The sequence below is a fragment of the Phyllobacterium sp. UNC302MFCol5.2 genome, from assembly GCF_000686005.1.
GTDB lineage: Bacteria > Pseudomonadota > Alphaproteobacteria > Rhizobiales > Rhizobiaceae > Phyllobacterium > Phyllobacterium pellucidum.
Window position 1 is genome coordinate 967,291 of the sequence record NZ_JMLL01000010.1, and the last position, 22,467, is coordinate 989,757.

At 59.7% G+C, this 22,467-nt stretch carries 19 protein-coding genes; 11 read left to right on the forward strand and 8 right to left on the reverse strand.

All coding sequences use genetic code 11. The annotated features are described in order from the left end of the window. Positions 1-63: 63 nt before the first annotated feature. Complete coding sequence (locus BR48_RS0106700; RefSeq protein WP_027230583.1) at positions 64-303, forward strand: hypothetical protein; 240 nt, start codon at positions 64-66, stop codon at positions 301-303. Beyond that, on the forward strand, positions 300-728 hold the full coding sequence (locus BR48_RS0106705) for a type II toxin-antitoxin system VapC family toxin (RefSeq protein WP_027230584.1): 429 nt from the start codon (positions 300-302) through the stop codon (positions 726-728). The genes BR48_RS0106700 and BR48_RS0106705 overlap by 4 nt, the downstream gene beginning before the upstream one ends. On the opposite strand, the gene gyrB is transcribed toward BR48_RS0106705, so the two are convergent. The 3 genes from gyrB to BR48_RS0106720 all read right to left on the reverse strand — a co-directional run bounded on the left by gyrB (position 729) and on the right by BR48_RS0106720 (position 5,690). Beyond that, positions 729-3,170, reverse strand: coding sequence for a DNA topoisomerase (ATP-hydrolyzing) subunit B (gene gyrB, locus BR48_RS0106710; RefSeq protein WP_036813457.1), 2,442 nt, complete (start codon positions 3,168-3,170; stop codon positions 729-731). It abuts the gene before it with no gap. A 259-nt stretch (positions 3,171-3,429) separates the two neighbouring features. Beyond that, positions 3,430-3,852, reverse strand: a complete 423-nt coding sequence (locus BR48_RS0106715; RefSeq protein ID WP_027230586.1) for a hypothetical protein — start codon at positions 3,850-3,852, stop codon at positions 3,430-3,432. Continuing rightward, positions 3,849-5,690, reverse strand: a complete 1,842-nt coding sequence (locus BR48_RS0106720) for a hypothetical protein (RefSeq protein WP_155810821.1) — start codon at positions 5,688-5,690, stop codon at positions 3,849-3,851. The genes BR48_RS0106715 and BR48_RS0106720 overlap by 4 nt, the downstream gene beginning before the upstream one ends. Before the next feature lie 125 nt (positions 5,691-5,815). Between BR48_RS0106720 and BR48_RS0106725 the strand changes: the two genes are divergently transcribed. Genes BR48_RS0106725 through BR48_RS0106735 form a run of 3 tightly spaced genes read left to right on the forward strand, consistent with a single transcriptional unit; the run spans position 5,816 to position 8,353 of the window. Further along, entirely contained in the window at positions 5,816-7,195 is a 1,380-nt protein-coding gene (locus BR48_RS0106725) for a cytochrome P450 (RefSeq protein WP_027230588.1), read from the forward strand. Positions 7,196-7,248: 53 nt separating this feature from the next. Then, positions 7,249-7,632: an MbcA/ParS/Xre antitoxin family protein gene (locus BR48_RS0106730; protein ID WP_036813460.1), complete on the forward strand. Its 384-nt coding sequence runs from the start codon at positions 7,249-7,251 to the stop codon at positions 7,630-7,632. After that, positions 7,592-8,353, forward strand: coding sequence for an RES family NAD+ phosphorylase (locus BR48_RS0106735; protein WP_027230590.1), 762 nt, complete (start codon positions 7,592-7,594; stop codon positions 8,351-8,353). The genes BR48_RS0106730 and BR48_RS0106735 overlap by 41 nt, the downstream gene beginning before the upstream one ends. On the opposite strand, the gene BR48_RS0106740 is transcribed toward BR48_RS0106735, so the two are convergent. Then, on the reverse strand, positions 8,354-9,985 hold the full coding sequence (locus tag BR48_RS0106740; RefSeq protein WP_197030345.1) for an alpha-D-glucose phosphate-specific phosphoglucomutase: 1,632 nt from the start codon (positions 9,983-9,985) through the stop codon (positions 8,354-8,356). 270 nt (positions 9,986-10,255) lie between these two features. Here BR48_RS0106740 and BR48_RS24025 point away from each other — a divergent pair, with 270 nt between their 5' ends. Further along, entirely contained in the window at positions 10,256-13,225 is a 2,970-nt protein-coding gene (locus BR48_RS24025; RefSeq protein ID WP_051614641.1) for a GH92 family glycosyl hydrolase, read from the forward strand. A gap of 76 nt (positions 13,226-13,301) precedes the next feature. Here the strand turns inward: BR48_RS24025 and BR48_RS0106750 are convergent, their stop codons facing one another. Next, positions 13,302-13,919 (reverse strand): L,D-transpeptidase, encoded by a 618-nt coding sequence (locus BR48_RS0106750; protein ID WP_027230592.1) that lies wholly within the window; start codon positions 13,917-13,919, stop codon positions 13,302-13,304. A gap of 180 nt (positions 13,920-14,099) precedes the next feature. On the opposite strand from BR48_RS0106750, the gene BR48_RS0106755 reads away from it, so the two are divergent. Continuing rightward, the gene (locus BR48_RS0106755; protein ID WP_027230593.1) at positions 14,100-14,594 is read left to right on the forward strand and encodes an MmcB family DNA repair protein; all 495 of its coding nucleotides are present in this window, start codon (positions 14,100-14,102) and stop codon (positions 14,592-14,594) included. A gap of 56 nt (positions 14,595-14,650) precedes the next feature. Here BR48_RS0106755 and BR48_RS0106760 read toward each other — a convergent pair whose 3' ends face one another. The 3 genes from BR48_RS0106760 to hrpB form a co-directional block, all read right to left on the reverse strand. After that, positions 14,651-15,214: an ActR/PrrA/RegA family redox response regulator transcription factor gene (locus BR48_RS0106760; RefSeq protein ID WP_027230594.1), complete on the reverse strand. Its 564-nt coding sequence runs from the start codon at positions 15,212-15,214 to the stop codon at positions 14,651-14,653. Positions 15,215-15,281: 67 nt separating this feature from the next. After that, a complete protein-coding gene (locus tag BR48_RS0106765; protein WP_027230595.1) occupies positions 15,282-16,583 on the reverse strand; it encodes an ActS/PrrB/RegB family redox-sensitive histidine kinase in 1,302 nt (433 codons plus the stop codon). 84 nt (positions 16,584-16,667) lie between these two features. Continuing rightward, on the reverse strand, positions 16,668-19,115 hold the full coding sequence (hrpB, locus tag BR48_RS0106770; RefSeq protein WP_036813463.1) for an ATP-dependent helicase HrpB: 2,448 nt from the start codon (positions 19,113-19,115) through the stop codon (positions 16,668-16,670). Between the two features lie 185 nt (positions 19,116-19,300). Between hrpB and BR48_RS0106775 the strand changes: the two genes are divergently transcribed. Genes BR48_RS0106775 through fghA form a run of 4 tightly spaced genes read left to right on the forward strand, consistent with a single transcriptional unit; the run spans position 19,301 to position 22,418 of the window. After that, positions 19,301-20,413, forward strand: a complete 1,113-nt coding sequence (locus BR48_RS0106775) for an S-(hydroxymethyl)glutathione dehydrogenase/class III alcohol dehydrogenase (RefSeq protein WP_027230597.1) — start codon at positions 19,301-19,303, stop codon at positions 20,411-20,413. Next, complete coding sequence (locus BR48_RS0106780) at positions 20,413-20,886, forward strand: GNAT family N-acetyltransferase (protein WP_051614643.1); 474 nt, start codon at positions 20,413-20,415, stop codon at positions 20,884-20,886. Before BR48_RS0106775 ends, BR48_RS0106780 begins: the two co-directional genes overlap by 1 nt. 22 nt (positions 20,887-20,908) lie before the next feature. Then, positions 20,909-21,568 (forward strand): DUF1345 domain-containing protein, encoded by a 660-nt coding sequence (locus BR48_RS0106785; RefSeq protein ID WP_027230599.1) that lies wholly within the window; start codon positions 20,909-20,911, stop codon positions 21,566-21,568. Between the two features lie 13 nt (positions 21,569-21,581). After that, on the forward strand, positions 21,582-22,418 hold the full coding sequence (gene fghA / locus BR48_RS0106790) for an S-formylglutathione hydrolase (protein ID WP_027230600.1): 837 nt from the start codon (positions 21,582-21,584) through the stop codon (positions 22,416-22,418). Positions 22,419-22,467: the final 49 nt, after the last annotated feature.

Below are 22,467 nucleotides of genomic sequence, written 5' to 3' on the forward strand. Positions count from 1 at the left end.
CGGCCGTTTGCTATCATCCCACCCGATATGATATCATCCACCTGGCGTTATAGTGGAGAAATCATGGCTGCCGTAACCATCAGGAATTTGCCGGAAGAAACGCATCGTGCGCTCAAATTGCGTGCCGCCAAACATGGCCGGAGCACGGAGGCCGAAATTCGCGAAATTCTGGAGGAGGCGACACGCCCGAAGGATCGCTTGAAGATAGGCTCGGAACTTGCCGCTTTCGGCCGCCGCCATGGCGGGCTTGACCTTGAACCCGGCCGGGATCAGACACCCGCAGAACCTGCGGATTTTGAATGATCGTCCTTGATACGAATGTTATTTCCGAGCCGCTGAAACGGAGCCCGGACCCGGGGGTATTGTCATGGCTCGATCAACAAGGGGCCGAAACGCTGTTTCTCACCACAACAAGCCTGTCGGAGCTTCTCCTCGGGATTGAACTCTTGCCCAAAGGCAAGCGAAAACAAGGCCTTGATCGCGCGCTGAGCGAACTCATTTCGTACCTCTTCGGCGATCGGATCCTCGATTTTGACCGGCAAGCGGCCTTGGTCTACGCCCCGTTGGTGAGCCAGGCGCGTTCGACCGGACGGACGATCTCAATCGCAGACGGGCAAATAGCTGCGGTCGCAAAGAGCCGCGGATATTCCGTCGCCTCGAGAGACACAATGCCATTCACCGCGGCCGGGCTCACGGTGATCAATCCATGGCAAGAAGAAACGCCTTAACTAAACGTCGAGGTTCGCCACACTCAGCGCATTGTCCTGAATGAATTCGCGCCGCGGCTCGACATCATCGCCCATGAGCCGCGAGAACAGGCTGTCGGCGTCGGTGGCATCATTGACCTTGACCTGCAGCAGGGAGCGCGCGTTCGGATCGAGCGTCGTCTCCCAGAGTTGCTCGGCGTTCATCTCGCCAAGACCCTTGTAGCGCTGTAGCGAGAGGCCCTTGCGCCCGGCTGCAAAGACGGCGTCGAGGAGAGCCATCGGCCCGGCGACCGCGTCGGCCTTTTCCTTGCGGCGGAGCACCGGCGGCTGCGAATAGATATCATGGAGGCGGGCGGCGTAGCGATCGAGCTGGCGCGCATCGGCCGAGCCGAGCAGGGCCATATCGAGGGTCACGGTTTCCTTGACACCGCGCAATGACCGCTCGAAGACGAAGCCGTCAACGCCATCATCAGGGGTGGCAAGGCGGCCGGTCCAGCCCTTTTCGGTTTCCTCGGCGATGAGGTCGAGCCGGGCGGCAACTTCGGCGACCAGTTCCTGCGCCTTGACGGTATCGGAGATCGCTTCGGGATTGAGCGCGCCGGCGATGGTTGCCTGTTCGACGACCGCACGGTCGTAACGCGTGTTCAGGCCCTGCAAGAGATGGCGAACTGCCAGCGCGTCATTGATGACAACGCGCAGGTCGTTGGTGGTGCGCACTTCCCCTGAAACCAGCTCCAACGAGGTTTCGTCGAGCCCCGAGTCGATCAGATATTCCTCAAAGGCGGTTTCGTTCTTTATGTATTGCGAGGACTTGCCGCGCGTCACCTTGTAAAGCGGCGGCTGTGCGATATAGACGTGGCCGCGCTCGATCAGTTCCGGCATCTGGCGGAAGAAGAACGTCAAAAGCAGCGTACGGATGTGGGCGCCATCGACGTCGGCGTCGGTCATGATGATGATCTTGTGATAGCGCAGCTTGTCCGGATTGAATTCGTCCTTGCCGATGCTGGTGCCGAGCGCAAGAATCAGCGTGCCGATCTGGTCGGAAGAGAGCATCCGGTCGAGTTTGACGCGCTCGACATTCAGGATTTTGCCGCGCAGCGGCAGGATCGCCTGGTTCTGGCGCGAGCGTCCGCCCTTGGCCGATCCGCCAGCGGAATCGCCCTCGACGATGAAGATTTCGGATTTGGCCGGGTCGCGCTCCTGGCAATCGGCAAGCTTGCCGGGCAGCGAGCTGATGCTTAGCGAGTTTTTGCGGGTGATGTCGCGCGCCTTGCGGGCCGCCTCGCGTGCGGAGGCCGCCTGGATCACCTTCTCGACAAGCACCTTGCCTTCGGCCGGATGCTCTTCAAGCCAGTTCGATAGCGCCTCGTTGACGAGACTTTCAACGACCGGGCGCACTTCGGACGAGACGAGCTTGTCCTTGGTCTGCGACGAAAACTTGGGATCGGGGACCTTGACGGACAGGACCGCAGTCAGGCCTTCACGGCAGTCATCGCCGGTCAGCGTGACCTTCGACTTCTTGGTCTGGCCCGAGGCGTCGGCATAACCGGTCATCTGGCGGGTCAGGGCACCACGGAAACCGGCAAGATGCGTGCCGCCATCGCGCTGTGGAATATTGTTGGTGAAGCACAGCACATTCTCATGGTAGCTGTCGTTCCACCACATGGCGACTTCGACCGTCGTACCGTCCTTCTCACCGCGAATGTAAATCGGATCTGCGACAAGTTCCTTCTTGGTGCGGTCGAGATAGCGCACATAGGCGGTAAGTCCGCCTTCGTAGAAGAGCTCGAGCTCGACCGGATCTGCATGCCGGCGGTCGGCGAGCAGAATGCGCACGCCCGAATTCAGGAAAGCGAGCTCGCGCAAACGATGCTCAAGCGTCTTGAAATCGAACTCGACCATCGAGAACGTGTCCGTCGACGGCAGGAAGGTCACTTCCGTACCGGTAGCATCGCCGGCATCGCCTGTCACCACGAGCGGGGCGTCGGCCACGCCATGGGTGAAGCTCATTTCATGGATCTTGCCCTGGCGGCGAATCTTGAGTTTCAGCCAGACGGAAAGCGCATTGACCACCGAAACGCCGACACCGTGCAGACCGCCCGAAACCTTATAGGAATTCTGGTCGAATTTGCCGCCGGCATGCAACTGGGTCATGATGACTTCGGCGGCGGAGACGCCCTCGGAGTGCATGTCCGTCGGAATGCCGCGGCCATTATCCGTCACCGTGCATGAACCGTCGGGATTGAGCGTGACGGTGACGCGTGTCGCGTGGCCGGCAAGTGCCTCGTCGATGGCATTATCGACGACTTCGTAGACCATGTGGTGAAGGCCGGAACCGTCGTCCGTATCGCCGATATACATGCCCGGGCGCTTGCGAACCGCATCCAATCCCTTGAGAACCTTGATGGACTCCGCACCGTATTCTGGCGAGGTTTCAACTGTCAGTTCCGGTGTATCGCTCATGTAGATTCAATCTTTTCTCGGGTCGCCAGGATCGGCGCGCCGTATTTATAGCAGAACCGGGCGAATCATGCCCGGTCCTTGGCCTAGATATAGTGCTTATCGCACGTTTTTCCAATTCTAAGGGGTGTGAATATCCACGGATCATGGCCAAATTGGCTCATCCGGGCGAGAAATACGACCAGAGATCCGCACCCGGGCGTGCGCCTGGTCCGGCGGGCTGAGAACAACCCGCCAGACAGAGTTAAAGGCGCAACGGGTGCTACTCGATAATCTGGACCGATCCCGATGCAGGTTTTGCGACAGGCGAGCGCGCATCGAGGAAGCCTTTGACTTCGCTGAACTTCAAGCTGCCGTCCCGGTCGCGGTCAATCTCGGCGAAGTGATCGACAAAAAAGCCGAGCCCCGACTTTGAAGCGGATTCCTGCGTGACAAGATGGGTCGCGGGATCCGCAGCCCGGTCGAAGAGCGAGGCTGTGCGCTGGTCGACTTCGGTCGCAACGCTTGCCCGGGTCAACGGGACCGCTGCCATCCGCGATGGCGCCTGACGCGGCGCGAAGCCCCGCTGCATTCTCATCAGGCCGCGCTGCTGCCGCGACTCGCTGGCGAAATCACTCGCACTGGCGAGCGAGGCAGTGCAAATGGCGCCAATAAGGATCGACGCAGAGATATGATGTCGTTTCATTGTTTCACCTGTTCAAATGCGGGCGGGTTGGATGCTGCGAACATTGTCGCCGACGGCCCGTCGTAGAAGGCGTCCAGATCTTGCATCAGCTTGTCATAAGCGCCGGTGTCATATGGCGAAACGCCGTGGCCACCCTCGTAAACCTTGACTGGTACCTTTTCGGCCAGGCCGACGTTGTAAAGGTCAAACTCCGACCGATAGAACGGCGTATTCAGATCGTAATACCCGTGCTGAACCAGCACTTTCAGGTTCGGATTAAGCGTCATGCTGTATGTCAAATCCGGGATACTGTTGCTCTCCCGCTGCTGGTTGTCAGCGATTGTTTTCGGATCGGGTTTATAATCCCACATATCGATGATCTTGCCGTTGAAGCCGACATAAGGCGACTGAGGTTCATAGCCGATGAACTTGGCGTGATAATCTTTCCGCCAGGCGTAGTAATCGTTCGTGCGATCGAAGGCTGGTTCTACCGCTTGCGGCTTGAGAATGTATCTGCCATCGCCGAGCAAGAGCTGGCCCTTCTCGGGCGCAAATTTTTGCGCAAATACGACCGGGTCCATGTTTGGCGTAGCAATCCAGGGATTGTTCTGGGAACTGTCGCCTGGCTGGTACACTTCACCTAGACCCGTATAGGCGTATAGTTTGTTGAGGAATTCTATCCCCTCCGGCTTCTTGATATAGTCTTCCCAAGGCTTTCTGTCGGGCACTTTCGCATCAGTTCCGCTGAAGACTTCGTAGTAAAGAACACTGAACTCGGACCCGAAGGCGCTCGCATTTGTGGCAAACAGCTCAAGTCCCTGATTTCCACGAGCGGTTGATTTCTTGTGGAAGTCCGCCACCATCGCGTAGGTCGGGATCGCACCGCCACAGGTTGCGTAGAACAAGTAACAGTTGCTCGTTATATCCAATATCGGGGAATTCAGGACGAGCCCGGAAAGGACGTTTTTGCTCGTGGTGAATGTCGTGTATTGGCTGGTGCCGCTCTCCAGCAGCAGACGCGCCATGATTGGCGCCCGAAATCCGCCATATGAGACGCCGTAAATATATTTGGGCGAGTTCTGGCGGTTGTAAACGTTTACATAGCGCGTGATGAAATCCCGCAACACTTTGGCATCGCTGTCGGCGCCCCAAAAGTCCCTATTCTTGTTCGGCCAGATGGCGAGGGAATTGCCGGTCCCGACCGGATCGATGAAGACGAGATCCGTCCTGTCCAGAATCGTGTTGGGATTGTCCTTCAATGGCCCAATGACGTCCTCCGATGGGGCCGGCCCGTCTTCTTGCATAGGCCCAAGGAAGCCAATATCCAGATCGGCGGATGAGCCGCCCGGCCCTCCGTTGAACACGAAGGTTATCGGGCGCGCATCCCGCGGCTGGTCGTCGCGTGTATAGGCCGTATAGGAGATAACCGCTTCAGCATTGAACAGACCTGGGCCAGGTTTGGATGCAATCAACTGACCAGCGGTCGCCGTGAAGGGAATGGAGGTTCCCTTGAAGGCGATCGTGTGCGGTTTGCTGGCTGAGACCTCGCGAGCGCCCGAATCATCCACTCTTCCATTGGGGTCATAATCTGCCGCCGTAATCGAGGCCTTGAGGGATGCCGCTGGCGAGGATGGCTCGGGCACCGGTTGTGCCGTGCCTGTTGAAGGAGGCGCAAATGTCGATGAGGCGGCGCTGTCGGAATCCGATCCTCCGTCGCACGATGCCAGGAAAACAGCCAGCATAAGCCAGCAAAGGCGAAAATTCATAATTGAAAACCTCACAATATGGACCGAAACGATATCAGTGCAGGCGGGTAAAAAACAGATAGTAGAAATCGGGAACCTAAAATCACGTCGCAAGCTCGAGGCGGAGCACACCTTATCCAGTTTGCGCCGTCAAGCACAAAATGGCTGGCGCCGCCCCAAAAGAAACCATTGGCATTTCTGCACCCCCATGCCCACATGGTCGGCAGGAGCCTGCTAATATGGATACTGTTCACAGCGCCTTTGTTCCGCCAGCGCCCGTCCCGCGTACTGGGCCGGTCGGCACCTTGCGCCTTATTCGCACGATTTATCGCAACCCGCTCGAACTGTGGGGCGAGCCTTCCTATAACGAGCCGTGGGTGTCGATCGACTGGTCCTTCGCCCACACGATTATCGCCAATGATCCTGGCCTCATCCGCCACGTCCTCGTCGACAATGCCAAGAACTACAAGATGGCGGCGGTTCGTCAGCGTATCCTCCGCCCCATCTTGCGCGATGGCCTCCTGACGGCCGAAGGCGAAACGTGGCGCCGTTCTCGCAAGGCCATGGCACCGGTATTTACGCCTCGCCACATCAATGGTTTTGCCGAGGCGATGAGGCGGACGAGTGAGGCTTTCGCCAAGCGCTACGAGAACCTTTCCGGTCCTACGGACGTGTCGCGCGACATGACCATGCTGACCTATGACATTTTGGCCGAGACGCTGTTCTCCGGCGAGATTGCGGGCGATCCGGACCAGTTTTCGCACGAGGTCGACCGCCTGTTTGAAACCATGGGCCGCGTCGATCCGCTCGACCTGCTTGGGGCGCCGAACTGGATGCCACGTTTCACCCAAATCCGGGGCAGGCGCGCCCTCGCCTTTTTCCGGCAGATCGTTGCCAACACCATGGAAATGCGTCGCAAGCGCATGGACCGGGAAGGCGACAAGGTTCCCAACGATTTTCTGACCCTGCTGCTGAGGGCAGAAGGCCCGAAGGGGCTTTCGCGCGCCGAGATCGAGGACAATATCATTACGTTCATAGGCGCCGGGCACGAAACCACGGCGCGCGCACTGGGCTGGACGCTCTATCTCCTCGCCAAGGCGCCGTGGGAACGCGATCTGATCGAATCCGAGATCGACGCCTTTATGGCGCAGGCGGACGTGCCGCCGCCGCATGCCTGGCTCGATGCATTGCCGCTCACCCGCGCCGCTTTCGAAGAAGCAATGCGGCTTTATCCCCCGGCTCCCTCGATCAACCGCGAACCAATCGAAGACGATCAATATATGGACCTGAAACTGCCCAAGGGGGCAGCCGTACTGGTTATGCCATGGACGGTCCATCGCCATCGGCTCTATTGGGATAATCCCGATGCGTTCATGCCGTCGCGTTTTCACCCGGAAAATCGCGACAGGATCGACCGTTTCCAGTATTTGCCGTTCGGCGCCGGGCCGCGCGTGTGCATCGGCGCGAGTTTCGCTCTGCAGGAGGCGATCATCGCGCTGGCGACGCTGCTCCACCGCTTCAGATTCGATGTCGCCGGCGCCTACAAGCCGTGGCCCGTGCAGAAATTGACGACGCAACCCGATGGCGGGTTGCCAATGACAGTGCAGGCGCGGCGCTAACTTGATTTCCTAGGAAATATTCTATATATTTCTTTCCATTGAAAGGAATATTCATGGGAATCGCTGCTCAGCCGCTATCAGAAATCCCGGATCGAACCGCCGTCGTTTCCAAGGCGCTGTTGCGGTCATCGGAACTGCTGGGCCTCACCGCAAAGGAACTCGCCCATATTGTCGGGCTTTCGGAGCCAAGCATATCGCGCTTGAAGCGTAGCCTTGATGGGGCGCCGCTCACCGGCAAGAGTTACGAACTCGCGCTTCTTTTCATCCGCCTCTACCGCTCGCTCGACGCTATCGTTGGCGGCGACGATGCGGTTGCGCGCACATGGATGCGAACTGACAATAGCGTGCTCGGCGGCAAGCCGCTCCACCGGATCAAAACCATTGACGGTCTCACCCATGTCCTCGCCTATCTGGACGCCCGACGCGCTCCGATCTGAAGCCCGAGACAGCCATGGCGGCTGCTGGCGTCTCGTCGAAGCGCAACATCGCGTTTCAACGATGAAACTTGTCGATACGCTCGACGAGCAGGCCCTGCTTGAAGATGAACTCGAAGCCACCAAGCCGCCGCTGCCGCCCGCCTGCATTCATCTCGACTATCTGCTTGCGACCCCGTTTCGCTACGGGCGCTATCCAGGCAATTCTCGCTTTCGCCGCGAAGGCTATTCGCCGGGCGTTTTCTATTCGAGCGAGATGGTTGAAACGGCGGTTGCCGAAACCGCTTTTTACCGCCTGCTGTTTTTCATCGAAAGTCCGGGCACACCCTGGCCGCGCAATGCGCTCGAATTCACCGCGTTCGAAGCGCGCTACGCCACGACCCACGCCATCGATCTGACGGTCGCGCCCTTTGCCGAACATCGAAGCCGCTGGACGCATCCAACCGACTATTCCGCCTGCCTCGACCTTGCCGATGCGGCGCTTGCGGCGGGCATCGATCTCATTCGCTACCAGTCCGTCCGCGATCCGCAAGGCGGCGCCAATCTCGCCCTGCTCTCCTGTGCCTGCTTCGCCATGCCCAACCCCGTGCGCAAGACGACATGGCGGCTGCATTTCTCCGACTACGGCGTAAATGCCATATGCGACATGCCGGACCTGCGGCTGGGCTTTACTCTCGCGACTTTTGGCGACGATCCGCGCATTAAAGGCGCGGCGTGGCAATAATCAAGTGATCACACTCGGCTTGTCGCGACCCGTGTGAGCCTTGATCCCGGCAAGATCCTCCGCAGCGCGGATAAGGTCGGCAAGTGCGCTCTGTGTCTCAAGATCATGGCGCTTCGGATCTGGCTCATAGCGTTCCACGTAGACACGGACCGTCGCGCCCGACGTGCCGGTGCCTGACAGGCGGAAGACGACGCGCGAGCCGCCTTCGAAGAGTACGCGTATGCCCTGGTTTTCGCTCACCGACTTGTCGACCGGGTCGTGATAGGCAAAGTCGTCGGCGGTTGCGATGGTCAGACCCTGGACCTTCGTGCCGGGAAGCGAAGCGAGCTTGCCGCGCAGATCGTCCATCATCTTGTTGGCGCCAGCCGTATCGACGCCTTCATAGTCGTGACGCGAATAATAGTTGCGCCCGTAGGTCGCCCAATGTTCCCGGGCAATGTCAATGACGCTCATACGGCGCACGGCAAGTATGTTGAGCCAGAGCAGCACGGCCCAAAGCCCGTCCTTCTCGCGCACGTGGTTCGAGCCGGTGCCGGCGCTTTCCTCGCCGCAGATCGTCGCCATATCGGCGTCGAGCAGATTGCCGAAGAACTTCCAGCCCGTCGGCGTTTCGTACATGCCGATGCCGAGCTTTTCGGCGACGCGGTCCGCGGCACCGCTGGTCGGCATCGAGCGTGCGATGCCCTTGAGACCGGCCTTGTAACCGGGGGCCAGGTGGGCATTGGCCGCAAGCATCGCAAGCGAATCGGATGGAGTGATGAAGATGCCCTTGCCGATGATCAGGTTTCGGTCGCCGTCACCGTCGGACGCGGCGCCGAAATCCGGGCCGTCCGGCAACATCAAAAGGTCATAGAGATCCTTGGCGTAGACGAGATTGGGATCGGGATGATGCCCGCCGAAATCGGTCAGCGGTACGAAGTTGACGCATGTGCCTTCCGGCGCGGCGAGGCGCTTCTCGAGAATCTCCTTGCCGTAGGGGCCCGTTACGGCGTGCATCGAATCGAAGCGGAAGGTGAAACCAGATTTGATGAGGTCACGTATCGCATCGAAGTCGAAAAGCTGTTCCATAAGCGCCGCATAGTCGGCAACCGAATCGATGATTTCGACCTGCATGCCGGCGATTTCGCGCTTGCCGATCGTATCGATATCGATATCTGCAGCTTCCGCGATGACATATTGCTTGATCGCCTTCGAACGCGCGAAAATCGCCTCGGTGATCTTCTCCGGCGCCGGCCCCCCATTGCCTATATTGTACTTGATGCCAAAATCCTCGTTCGGACCGCCCGGATTGTGGCTGGCCGAAAGAACGAGGCCGCCAAAGGCCTTGTATTTACGGATCACGTTCGATGCCGCGGGCGTCGAGAGGATGCCACCCTGCCCGACGAGCACGCGGCCAAAGCCATTGGCGGCCGCCATTTTCAAGGCAATCTGCACCACGTCGCGGTTGTAGTAGCGGCCGTCGCCACCAATGACGAGCGTCTCACCCTTATATCCTTCAAGCGAATCGAACACCGACTGGATGAAGTTCTCAACATAGTTCTTCTGCTGGAAGACCGGGACTTTCTTGCGCAAGCCGGACGTTCCGGGCTTCTGGTCGTCGAATGGTGTGGTGGCAATGGTTTTGAACATGATGACCTTCCAGTTTCTGCGCATCTGCCTCAATCTATTGGGGCGGGACGTAGCAGGTCAACATGACGATTTTCAGATGAGCCGAGCATGTTTACGACCTTCGTTGAATTGACAGGCCATGCGCGCTTGGCGATTTTCGCAAAAGGGGAGGTAAATTGGCTAAGCGCCCGCCCGGTCGCAAATTCGCGCCGGCAAACATATCGATATTGTTCGGCGATAGAGCCGGCGGATTTTGATCTTTGCACATCATATTTAATTCATTGGGAGGAAATTATGAAATCACGGACCGCATTCGCGGCGGGTCTGGTCGGCGTGTCGTTGTTGGCGGGTTGCAATAACGACAGCAAGACAGACAGCAACAACGACACGAGCAGTTTCGAACAGACGATTGCCCAGCAAACCGGCGAGATTCAAGGCCTGAAGGATGGCCAGAGCAAGCTCGAGGCGGCGGCCGGCAGTTTGGGCACAACGCTAACGCAAGGCGCTGCCGAACTGGAGCACGCGCAGACCATCATCACCGAGATGCAGGCACAACTTGCGGCCAAACCTGACGGCGATCCTGAGGCCATCAAGGCGCTGCAGGCGACGCTGACGCAATTGCAGAACGACCTTGCGGCAAAACCTGCCGGTGATCCGAAGGCTGTCGAGGCGCTTCAGGACGCGCTTGCCGAGGTGCAGGCGAAACTTGCAGCCAAACCGGACGGCGATCCAGCGGCTGTCAAAGCACTGCAGGATGCACTTGCCCAGGTTCAAAAGGACCTTGCTGCGAAACCAAGCGGCGATCCGGGAGCCATCAAGACGATACAAGCGACGCTCGCGCAGTTGCAGAAGGAACTTGCAGCTAAACCTGCGGGCGATCCGGCAACGTTTAAGAACATCCTGGCGCGCCTTACCGAAATCGAGATGGCGTTGCGCGTTGCGGAAGGTAGCGATCTCGCCTTGACGCAATATGCCGATCCGATGATCGGAACCGGAATGGGCCTGATGTTCGATACGGACGCCCCTGAAGAAAAAAAGAAAGAAGACTGGAGCGGCATCTTCACCACGCCTGCGGCGACCGCGCCGTTCGGGATGATGGCTTGGGGTCCGGACACGCCGAAAATGCCAAGCCCAATCTATAGCATCCCGGGCTACTACTATTCGCAGCCGGAGATCACCGGCTTCAGCACTACGCATCTCAGCGGCGTTGGCTGCGATGGCGGCGGCGTTTTTCACATAATGCCGCAGATTGACAAAGCTGTCACAAAAGTCGCCTTCAGCCACAGCGACGAACTTGCCAGACCCGGCTATTATCGCGTGAAGATGGCGAATGCCGTCGAGACAGAGTTAACCGCCACGACGCGTAGTGGCGTCGGCCGTTTCAACTATCCGAGCGGCAGCCCAGCCTTACTGAAAATCGCCGCAAGAAGCTTCTATACGTCGTCGTCATCCTCCATAACCTATAACGAGCAGGACGGTATCGTATCCGGCAAGGCGAGGAGCGGCAATTTCTGCAGCAGTGGCCAGACATACCAAGTCTACTTCTATGCCACATTCGATCGCCCGTTCACTGCCGAAAAGTCAGGCAGCACCGCAGTACTTGCATTCACGTCGCCATCCCCGACCGAGGCAACCAAGGTAACGATGAAAATCGGCCTGTCCTATGTCAGCGAGGCGAACGCAAAAAAGAACCTCGAAGCAGAGATCGGGGCCTCCACTTTCGAACAACTGCGGGCGAAGACAGACGCTGACTGGAACAAGCGCCTCAACACGGTCCAGGTGACCGGGGGGTCAAGGGAGGACAAGGTAAAATTCTACACGGCGATGTATCATTCGTTCATCGCGCCTTCGGTGTTCAGTGACGTTAACGGCGAATATGTCAGCTTCAACGATGCCGCGTCGACGAAGCAATCGCCCGAGGGACACGTTCAGTATACGACCTTCTCTACCTGGGATACCTACCGCTCCTTGATGCCGCTTCAGTCGCTTCTTGCCCCTGAAGAGGCCGCCGACATGATGCAATCCCTGGTCCACGACGCGGAAGATTGCGGCGGCACATTCCCCATGTGGGCGGAAGGCAATACCAACAGCAATATCATGCCCGGCGACTCCACATCGATACTCGTCGCCCAGGCCGGCGCCTATGGCGTGGCCGGTTTCGACCGGCAGAAGGCCCGCAAGATCATGCTCGACACCGCCTTCGGTCGCGCCACCAAATGCCGCAACAAAACCAATCTTCCGGGGCTTGCCGGGTACATCGAACTTGGCTACCTGACCAAGGGCGGCGGCGAACACCAGGCGACGTCGACGAATATGGAATATGCTAGCACCGATTTCGCTGTATCGCGTTTCGCCACCGCCGTTCCAGCCGCCGATCCCCAGATCGTCGCTGGAGCAGCAGCAGACGAACCGAAGACGCTGCTGAAACGTTCCGGCAACTGGGCCAATCTGTTCAACCCGAACTGGCGCGATGTAGCAGGGCAGCCCTATCCGCAGTTGCAGCCACGCAACAAGGATGGAACCTGGGGCCCGTACCTTCCGGTATCGACCTGGGATAATGACTACCGCGAAGGCAATGCCGAGCAATATACCTTCATGGTCCCGCATGACATAAGGGGCTTGCTGGCCAAGCTTGTGATCGACACCGACAAGGCCAAAGGCACCGACAAGGACGGCCTCGCCCGGCTCGACGAGTTCACCAAGAATCTGAATTCCGGCTGGAAATATCAACCTAGCCGGTTGTGGATGGGCAACCAGCCCGGGTTCCTGGTGCCATGGCTCTACAATTGGACGAGCCAGCCTTACAAGACCCAGGCGCTCGTCCGCCGGGTACTCGACGAACTGTTCGCGGCATCTCCTTCCGGCCTTCCGGGCAGCGATGACGAGGGCGCCATGTCGAGCCTCTATATCTGGGGAGCCCTCGGCCTTTATCCGGAAATCCCGGCCGTGCCTGGATTTGCGATCAACAGTCCGATCTTCCCGGAAGCGCGGATAAAGCTAGGCAGCGGCAAGATCGTAACGATCGCGGCCGACAAGACCCCGCTTAAATATATCCAGAAACTGACGGTGAACGGTGCAGCCCATGACAGCCCATGGATCGATTTCGACAAACTATCGTCGGGTGCGCGCCTGGAGTTCACGTTGAGCGACAAGCCGAGTTGCTGGGGTTCCAACCCGCCGGCCGCGCTGCTGCCGCCATCCTTCGCACCGGACGGGACACAGACGCCGCGGCTGAAGCCGGAGAAGGAGTGCGCCCTCAACTGACGCACAAAGCATTCGCAGGACAAAAAAGAAGGGCTCCGACATGTCGGAGCCCTTCGCTTTTTATATGCCGCGAATGCTAGCGCACGATGACCTTGGCGCCAACTTCGGCGCGATTGTAGAGGTCGATGATGTCCTGGTTCATCAGGCGGATGCAGCCAGACGACATCGCCTTGCCGATCGACCACCATTCCGGTGTGCCATGCAAGCGATAGCCGGTGTCGCCGCCCTTATTGAACAGATAGAGGGCGCGGGCACCGAGAGGATTGCTCAGGCCCGGATCCATGCCGTCGCGGAACTCGGCAAGCTTCGGCTGGCGCGCGATCATTTCCCTCGGAGGGGTCCATGTCGGCCATTCGCGCTTCAAGGCAATACGGGCGCTGCCCGACCATTCGAACCCTTGCTTGCCGACCCCGATACCGTAGCGCATGGCGCGGCCGTCGCCGAGGACGTAGTAGAGATATTTTGCCTTAGTATCGACAATGATCGTTCCCGGCGCTTCGCCGCCGTCATAGTTGACTTCCTGGCGCAGATATTGCGGCGGGATCTTGGTGCGCGGAACCGCTGGAATGACGTATCCCGCGTCAACGACGGAATTATAGGACGCGGTCGAATAGCTGAGCCCGATTGTCGAACAACCGGTCAAGGCGGTTGCACTCATCAGTCCAACCGCAAGGACGATAGTCTTCAGTTGCATGGTCACCCCAGTGAATAATTGTGCGCGAATCGGCGTTTGGTTTAGCTGTTGCCTCTCTTGCGCCAATATTGTTAATGCCTGATTAACTGTAAAGCGCAGTGTTTCGTTAACCATGTTTTGCTCAACCTGGCGATTGGTTTTCCTACCCATGGTTGCAGTTTTGTCGGTATTGTCTCGTTTATGCCACTCGTCTCCCTAGGTCAGACAAGCCCCTTGATAGATGGCCGCCAGTCGGAAAACGCCATGATGGTGCGCCGCGGGGTGCAGCGGCTGTTCCTTGAACTCGGCCTCGCGGTCATGCCGGAACTCTCGCTCGCCTCGGGGCGGCGCGCAGATCTCGTTGCCCTGACGCGCAGTGGCGAAATCTGGATCGTCGAAATCAAATCCTCGATCGAGGATTTCCGGGTCGATCGCAAATGGCCGGTTTACCGCCAGCATTGCGACCGGCTGTTCTTCGCGACCCACCCCGGCGTTCCCGCCGATATTTTTCCGGACGATTGCGGATTCATCCTTTCGGATGGCTATGGCGCCGAGATCATTCGCGACGCCCCCCAGCACAAGTTGCCCGGCGCTACGCGTAAGGCCATGACCCTGCGCTTTGCGCGGGTCAGTGCTGCGCGCATGACGCTCGCGGAACTCGCCGGCATCGAGCTGCCCGAGACCGACGTGGAATAAAGCGTTTCGTTTCAGATTGCTGTAGAAGCAGTAAATGTTTTAATCGTCACCACGATCTAACGCGGGGCGCGCTTGGCGAGGATCCGCTGCAGCGTGCGGCGATGCATGTTAAGCCGGCGCGCCGTTTCCGAAACATTGCGGTCGCACATTTCATAGACCCGCTGAATATGCTCCCAGCGCACCCTGTCGGCCGACATCGGATTTTCTGGCGGCGCAACTTTTTCACCTGTTCGGCGCGTCAACGCGGCAAAGACCTCGTCAGCATCGGCAGGCTTCGAAAGATAGTCTATCGCCCCGATTTTGACGGCGTTTACCGCGGTCGCGATATTGCCATAGCCGGTCAGGACGATCGCGCGCGTATCCTCGCGGCGGGCGCGTATCGCCTCGATAATATCAAGGCCGTTGCCGTCGCCAAGGCGCATATCGACGACCGCATAGGCCGGCGCATTGACCTTGACGCTCGCAAGACCGGCCTCGACCGAATCGGCAATGGCGACAACGAAGCCGCGTGACTCCATGGCGCGTGCCAGCCGCTGCAAGAAGGGCTTGTCGTCATCGACCAGAAGAAGTGTTCGATCACCGCCGATCGCTTCAATATCGTCCTGATCCGTGTTTTCCATCAGGTATTCCTGCTCATTCACTGTAAATATGGATGTTAATGGTTCGCAATGAACAAAAAGTCAAAGATTATCCATCAGTAAGCAATTGATGGCGAGGCCAGATAACAACGACTTCTGCCCCCTGCCCCGGATCGTTGCGATTGCGGAAGGTAATTGTCGCGCCTGAGCGTTCGAGCAATGTCTTGGCGATGAAGAGGCCAAGGCCGAGACCGCCGCCATGCTCGTTGATGGCGCGGTCGCGGCCGGTGGTGTACGGCTCGCCGATGCGGTCGAGAATATCGGGTGCAAAACCCTTGCCGTCATCGCTGATGACGATCTCCACGGTCCTGTCGCTCCAGCCCCAATTGACGTTGATGGTTTCGCGCGCGAAATCGACGGCATTTTCGACGAGATTGCCAAGACCGTAGATGATGCCGGGATTGCGGCGGATAACCGGCTCATTGCCTTCGCCGCGCATCTTCGACACCACGATGTTGATGCCAAAATTGCGGTTGGGTTCGATGACCTCCTCGATCAGCGAGGAAATCTTGAGGCGCGACATGTGCTCTTCACTGGTCGACGACAGGCTCGTCAGCCGCTTGAGAATTTCGCGGCAACGCTCGGTCTGCGAGCGTAGAAGCTCGATATCCTCGGCGAACCGGTCATCCTTCTTGAGACTGCGCTCCATCTCCTTGGCAACGAGCGCGATGGTTGCCAGCGGTGTGCCGAGCTCATGCGCGGCAGCGGCGGCGAGTCCATCGAGCGCGGAGAGATGCTGCTCGCGCTGCAGGATGAGTTCGGTGGCGTTGAGCGCATCGGCGAGGAGACGGGCTTCCTCGGCGACGCGGTAGGCATAGACCGCGGTGAATGCCAGAGCCGAAACGACCGAACACCAGACGCCGGCGATCAGAACGAAAGGCAGTTGCATCGTCTCGCCCTCATACCAGGGCAAGGGCAGGTAGACATAGGCGAGCAACGTTGCGCAGGCCGTTACCAAAAGGCCAAGTGCGGTCGTTGCATAGGCCGGCAGCGACGTTGCGGAGATGATGACCGGAACGATCATCAGCACGGCGAACGGGTTCTGCAGCCCCCCGGTCATATAAAGCAGTCCCGCCACCTGCAATATGTCGAAGGCAAGCACGGTGATGGCCGCCCGCGGTTCAAGGCGGTGATTTATCGGATAGCGGAACGACATGAGAAGGTTCAGCCAGGCCGAGCAGGCGATCAGCGCAAAGCATATGCTGACGGGAAACGGAAACTTCAGATAGAGCGCGACGAAGAGCACGGCGATGCTCTGTCCTGCCACCGCAAGCCAGCGCAGCCGGATCAGCGTCGTCAGCCGGAGCCGGCGCGAAAGATATGATGAGCGTGTCTGGAAATCCTGGACCATGCCGGTGATTTAGAACAAAGCTCACGCAAATGGAAACATGATTCCTGGGAGCCTGCTTCAGCGTTAATCGTTGGTTGTGACCGCTCAGGTTCCCCGCGGTTTCGCGCGGGCAGTGGGCACCGCATTGGCGGGGTCGTCCGGCCAGACATGCTTCGGGTAGCGGCCACGCATGTCGGAGCGCACATCGGCCCAGGAGCCCTTCCAGAAGCCGGGTAGATCACGGGTGATCTGGATCGGCCTATGGGCCGGCGATAGCAGCTCCAGCAGGAGCGGCACCGTTCCGCTGGCGATAGCCGGGTGTGCCCGGAGCCCGAACAATTCCTGCACGCGCACGGCGAGCACAGGCGCTTCCGCCTCATAGCGGATCGGGATATTTGACCCGGTCGGCAACTCGAAATGGGTTGGCGCCAAGGCATCGATCTTTCGCTGTAAATCATAAGGCACCAGCGCACGCAGCCCCTCGGCGATCGCATGTCCCGATATCTGGCCGAGCTGAGCCGTTCCCTTGAGATAAGGCAACAGCCAGTCTTCGAGGTTTGCTTGCAACGACGCATTGTCCATCGCCGGCCAAGGATCGCCAAGACCCTGATGCAGCCAGGTGAGGCGACGCCGCAGGATCGCCGCTTCCCTGGACCATGGCAGGATGTCGAGGCCGTGGTCCCCGACGGCAGCAATGACGCCTCGGTCGGCTTCTTCGCCAGTCGGCGCCGGCAAGGTCTTCTCTGCCAACGCGATGGCGCCGATACGCGTAACTTCGCGCGCCTGCAAGGCGTTGCGGGCCGGGTCATAACTAACGTGCCTGCCATTGATGATGCGATCGCCGAGGGCGGCGCGTATGTCGGATTCGGAGATTTCCGCTGCCGAAAGAATGCGTGCGCGGCCCGCCCGCCCCGCAAGATCGGCGACGACGAGCCATGGCGATTTTGCCAGCGAGGTGACTGGGTCGAGTTCGCCGCCCCGGCCATTGGCGAGCGTGAACTGGCCATTGCCGCGCGCCTTGGCGATACGGTCCGGGTAAGCGTCTATGAGAAGCCGCCCGGCACTCTCCTGTGCATCTGCCCGGCCTGTATCCTTGCCAGCGAGGCGTTTCGCCAGTCCGCGCGCGCGTGCCGCCCGATCGCCGCGCTCACGTTCAAAGCGCGCCAGTCGCGTTTCGATGTCGACGTCGTTGCCGCCAAGGCCGCGCTCCGTCAAAACCACAGCGATTTCGGCAGAGCGCATGCCTTGGCCGCGCTCACGTGCCGCGAGCACCATATGGGCCAAGCGGACGGGCAAAGCGAGATTGCGCATGGCTTCGCCTATCGGCGTGATGCGATCATCGTGGAGCGCCCCAAGGTCGTTGAGCAGGGCCTTTGCTTCTTTGACCGCAGGCACTGGCGGCATGTCGAGAAATGCAAGGCTGGCTGGGTTAGTTACGCCCCAAGCGGCGCAATCGAGGACGAGGCCGGAAAGTTCAGCCTCAAGTATTTCCGGCGGCGAGAAGGCTTCGAGTGCCGCAGTCTGTTCTGCACGCCACAGACGCAATGCAACGCCGGGCTCCGTGCGTCCGGCACGCCCGGCGCGTTGCTCGACGGCGGCGCGCGACGCCCGCACCGTTTCGAGCCGGGTGAGGCCGGTCGCCGGTTCGAATTTCGGCAGCCGCGCCAGGCCGCTGTCGATAACGGCGCGCACGCCATCGATCGTTATGGAGGTTTCGGCAATCGACGTCGCGAGCACCACCTTGCGTTTGCCGGGAGGCGGCGGGCTGATGGCAGCATCCTGGTCACGACCCTCCAGCGCGCCATAGAGCGGCGTGACAAGGGTGTCCGCCGGAACACGCCCCTCAAGCGCTGCGATGGTCCGTTCGATTTCGCGTTGTCCTGGGAGGAAAGCCAGAATGCTGCCACTCTCCCCGGCGAGCGTGTCCCGTACCGCCCGCGCCATTGCATCTTCGATCTTTTCGTCGGGCTTGCGCTCGCGATAGCGGATAGCGACGGGGAAGGACCTGCCCTTGCTTTCGAGGACCGGCGCACTGCCGAGGAGTTTGGCCACGCGCCCGCCGTCGAGCGTCGCCGACATCACCAAAAGCTTCAAGTCCGGCCGCAATGCAGCCTGCACATCGAGCGCCAGGGCCAGGCCGAAATCCGCATCGAGGCTACGCTCGTGAAACTCATCGAAAAGCACGACGGAAATGCCCGAGAGCCCCGGGTCATCGAGGATCATGCGGGCGAACACACCTTCCGTTACGACGAGTATGCGCGTCTTCGCCGAGACCTTGTTTTCAAGCCGCATGCGATAGCCGACGGTTTGACCCACACTCTCGCCAAGGAGGCTCGCCATGCGGTTGGCGGCAGCGCGGGCAGCGAGGCGGCGCGGCTCAAGCAGGACGATCGTGCCATCCCCCCGCCATGACGCACCAAGCAGGTGCAGCGGCACGAGCGTGGTCTTGCCCGCGCCGGGAGGGGCGACGAGCACGGCAGCGATTCCATGCGCCAGCGCATCATCAAGCGCGGGCAGAATTTCGGTGACAGGAAGGGGCGGCAGTTCTTTCACGTACAGGTCCGATATCTAAGTGCAGACCTTTTGGCAGGCTTGGTATCAGGGAGTCCAGAGGGATGATACGACGCGCCACCTGACGACGAGAAATGTCGCGGTCCGGATTGACGACCCTGTGCCCCTTCCTGATAGTGCGCCAAAGCAAATCACATTGCTGATCGAGACGCATCAGGGAGAATTTCATGAAATCGCGCGCCGCCGTCGCCTGGGAGGCCAAAAAGCCGCTCACCATCGAAACGATCGAGATCAGCGGCCCCAAGCCCGGTGAAGTCCTCGTCGAGATCATGGCGACCGGGGTCTGCCACACCGATGCCTATACGCTTTCAGGGCTGGATTCCGAAGGGAAGTTCCCGGCGATTCTCGGGCATGAAGGCGCAGGCATCGTGCGCGAGATTGGCGCGGGCGTCACCTCGCTGAAGGTCGGCGACCATGTCATTCCGCTCTACACGCCCGAATGCCGCCAGTGCAAGACGTGCCTTTCGCAGCGTTCGAACCTGTGCACAGCCATCCGCTCGACGCAGGGGCAAGGCGTCATGCCCGACGGCACCAGCCGCTTTTCCTGCGAGGGCGGTGAGGTCTTCCACTATATGGGCTGCTCGACTTTCTCCAACTTCACCGTGCTACCCGAAATCGCCCTTGCCCGGGTGCGCGAGGATGCGCCATTCGACAAGATCTGCTACATCGGCTGCGGCGTCACCACCGGGATCGGCGCGGTTATTTATACGGGCAAGGTGTGGCCCGGCGCGAACGTCGTCGTCTTCGGACTCGGCGGCATCGGCCTTAATGTCATCCAGGGCGCACGCATGGTAGGCGCCGACAAGATCATCGGTGTCGACATCAATCCCGGTAAGGTGGCGATGGCGAAGAAATTCGGCATGACCGATTTCGTCAATCCGAACGAAGTGGGAAATGACAAAGTCGTGCAGGCAATCCAGGAATTGACCGACGGCGGCGCCGATTTTTCCTTCGACGCCACCGGCAACACCAATGTCATGCGCCAAGCGCTCGAATGCTGCCATCGGGGCTGGGGCACCAGCATCGTCATCGGCGTTGCCGAGGCCGGCAAGGAAATTTCGACCCGGCCGTTCCAGCTCGTAACCGGGCGCAACTGGCGCGGCACGGCCTTCGGCGGCGCGCGCGGGCGCACCGATGTGCCGAAGATCGTCGACTGGTACATGGAGGGGAAGATCGATATCGATTCGTTGATCACTCACACAATGCCGCTCGACGAAATCAATACCGCATTCGATCTCATGCATGAGGGCAAGTCGATCCGTTCGGTCGTCACTTTCTGATGGAACCCGGTCCGTATAAAGTGATCCTCAGCGGGCTGGACGAACTCAGCCCGCGCGAACTCTATGACATGCTCAAGATGCGGGTCGACGTCTTCGTCGTCGAGCAGAAATGTCCCTACCCCGAGCTCGACGGCAAGGATGCCGATGCGCTGCACCTGCGCCTGATGGATGGCAAGACGCTCGTCGGCAGCGCCCGCATCCGCAAGCCGGAAAAGGACGAGCCGGCGGCCCGGATCGGCCGCGTCGTCGTCTCGCCGGACCATCGCGGCAAACGCCTTGGCGAGCGGCTGATGGTCGAGGCCATTGCCCAATGCGAGCGGCTTTATGCCGAACGCCCGATCAATCTTTCCGCGCAGAGCCACCTCAAGGGTTTCTACGAAACCTTCGGCTTCGTGCCGGTGTCGGAGGAATATCTCGAGGACGACATTCCGCATATCGACATGCAGCGCCCTGCTGCGGTCGCAACAGACTAGCTGTCGTTCGACAAAGGCCCACATGTGGAAACGCCATAATCCCTTTTACATCGCCGCCGTCGTCGGGATCGCCGTATTCGCAGTTGCGGTGTTTTTGCTTTCGTCGCGCATTGCCGCTGTCGTTGCCGCCAATGCGTTTTTCGTCATCTACCTGCTCTTGTCGGCATTCAAGGTTCACAGGCTCACGCCCGACTACCTTCGCAACAATGCGGCCAAATCGGACGAGCCTGTGGGCATCATCTTCGCTGTCACTTTTTGCACTGTGCTCGTCGCCGTCGGCTCGCTGTTTGCGCTGATCAATTCCGGTCAGGACAAGCACCCGCTCGACTTGACGCTGACGCTTTTCGCAGTCCCACTCGGCTGGCTGACGATCCACATGATGACGGCGATCCACTATGCCCATATGTACTGGCAGCCGGACGAAGACGCCGACGGCGTGAAGGACAAGCCGCGCCACCACGCCGGCGGTCTCGACTTTCCGGGCGACAAGGAGCCCGGCGGCATCGAATTCGTCTACTTCTCCTATATTATCGGCATGACGGCGCAGACGTCCGACACCGCGATTACCAGTTCGCAGATGCGCCGGATCAATCTCGTCCACGCCATCGTTTCGTTCTTCTTCAATACGGTGCTGGTTGCAGCCGCGGTGAATGTCGCCGTCGCGCTCGGCCAACCGCAATAAATCGGGATCACCCATGGAAACGCTATCGACCGCCAGGAGCTTCGAGGGAATTCAGGGCGTCTATCGCCATCGCAGCGAAGCCTGCCAATGCGACATGACCTTTGCCGTATTCCTGCCGCCGCAGGCGAAGGACGGTCCGGTTCCGCTCCTCTGGTACCTCTCGGGGCTTACCTGCACGCATCAGAACGTCATGGACAAGGGCGAATATCGCCGCGCCGCAGCCGAACACGGCGTTGCCATCATCTGCCCGGATACGAGCCCGCGCGGCGAGAATGTGCGGGACGAAAAAGACAACTGGCAATTCGGCAGCGGCGCCGGCTTTTATCTCGACGCCACGCAGGCGCCCTGGTCGACCAACTATCGGATGGCCAGCTATATCGGCGACGAACTTCCGTTGCTGGTCGCGGCCAACTTCCCCGTGGATATGGAGCGCCAGGGCATATTCGGTCATTCCATGGGCGGCCATGGCGCGATCACGCAAGCCCTGAAGCACAAGGGACGTTTCAAATCCGTTTCAGCGTTCGCGCCGATCGCGCGGCCCATGGTCGCCGGCTGGTCACGCCCGGCCTTCGAGAAATATCTCGGGCCAGACGAAGCTGAGTGGCGGGCCTATGACAGCGTTGCGCTCATTGAGGATGGCGCGCGCGTGGCGGAGTTACTGGTCGACCAAGGCAAGGCAGACGGATTTCTTGACGATGGTCTGCGCCCCTGGCTGCTGGAAGAAGCCTGCGCCAAGGCCGGCATTCCACTGACGCTCAATATGCGCGACGGCTACGACCATTCTTACTTTTTCATCTCAACCTTCATGGCTGATCACATTGCCTGGCACGCGAAGCGCGTGAAGGGCTGAGTACATTTGGCGGCAACGAGCCTGGGCATTTGCTCCTCTAATGATCTCA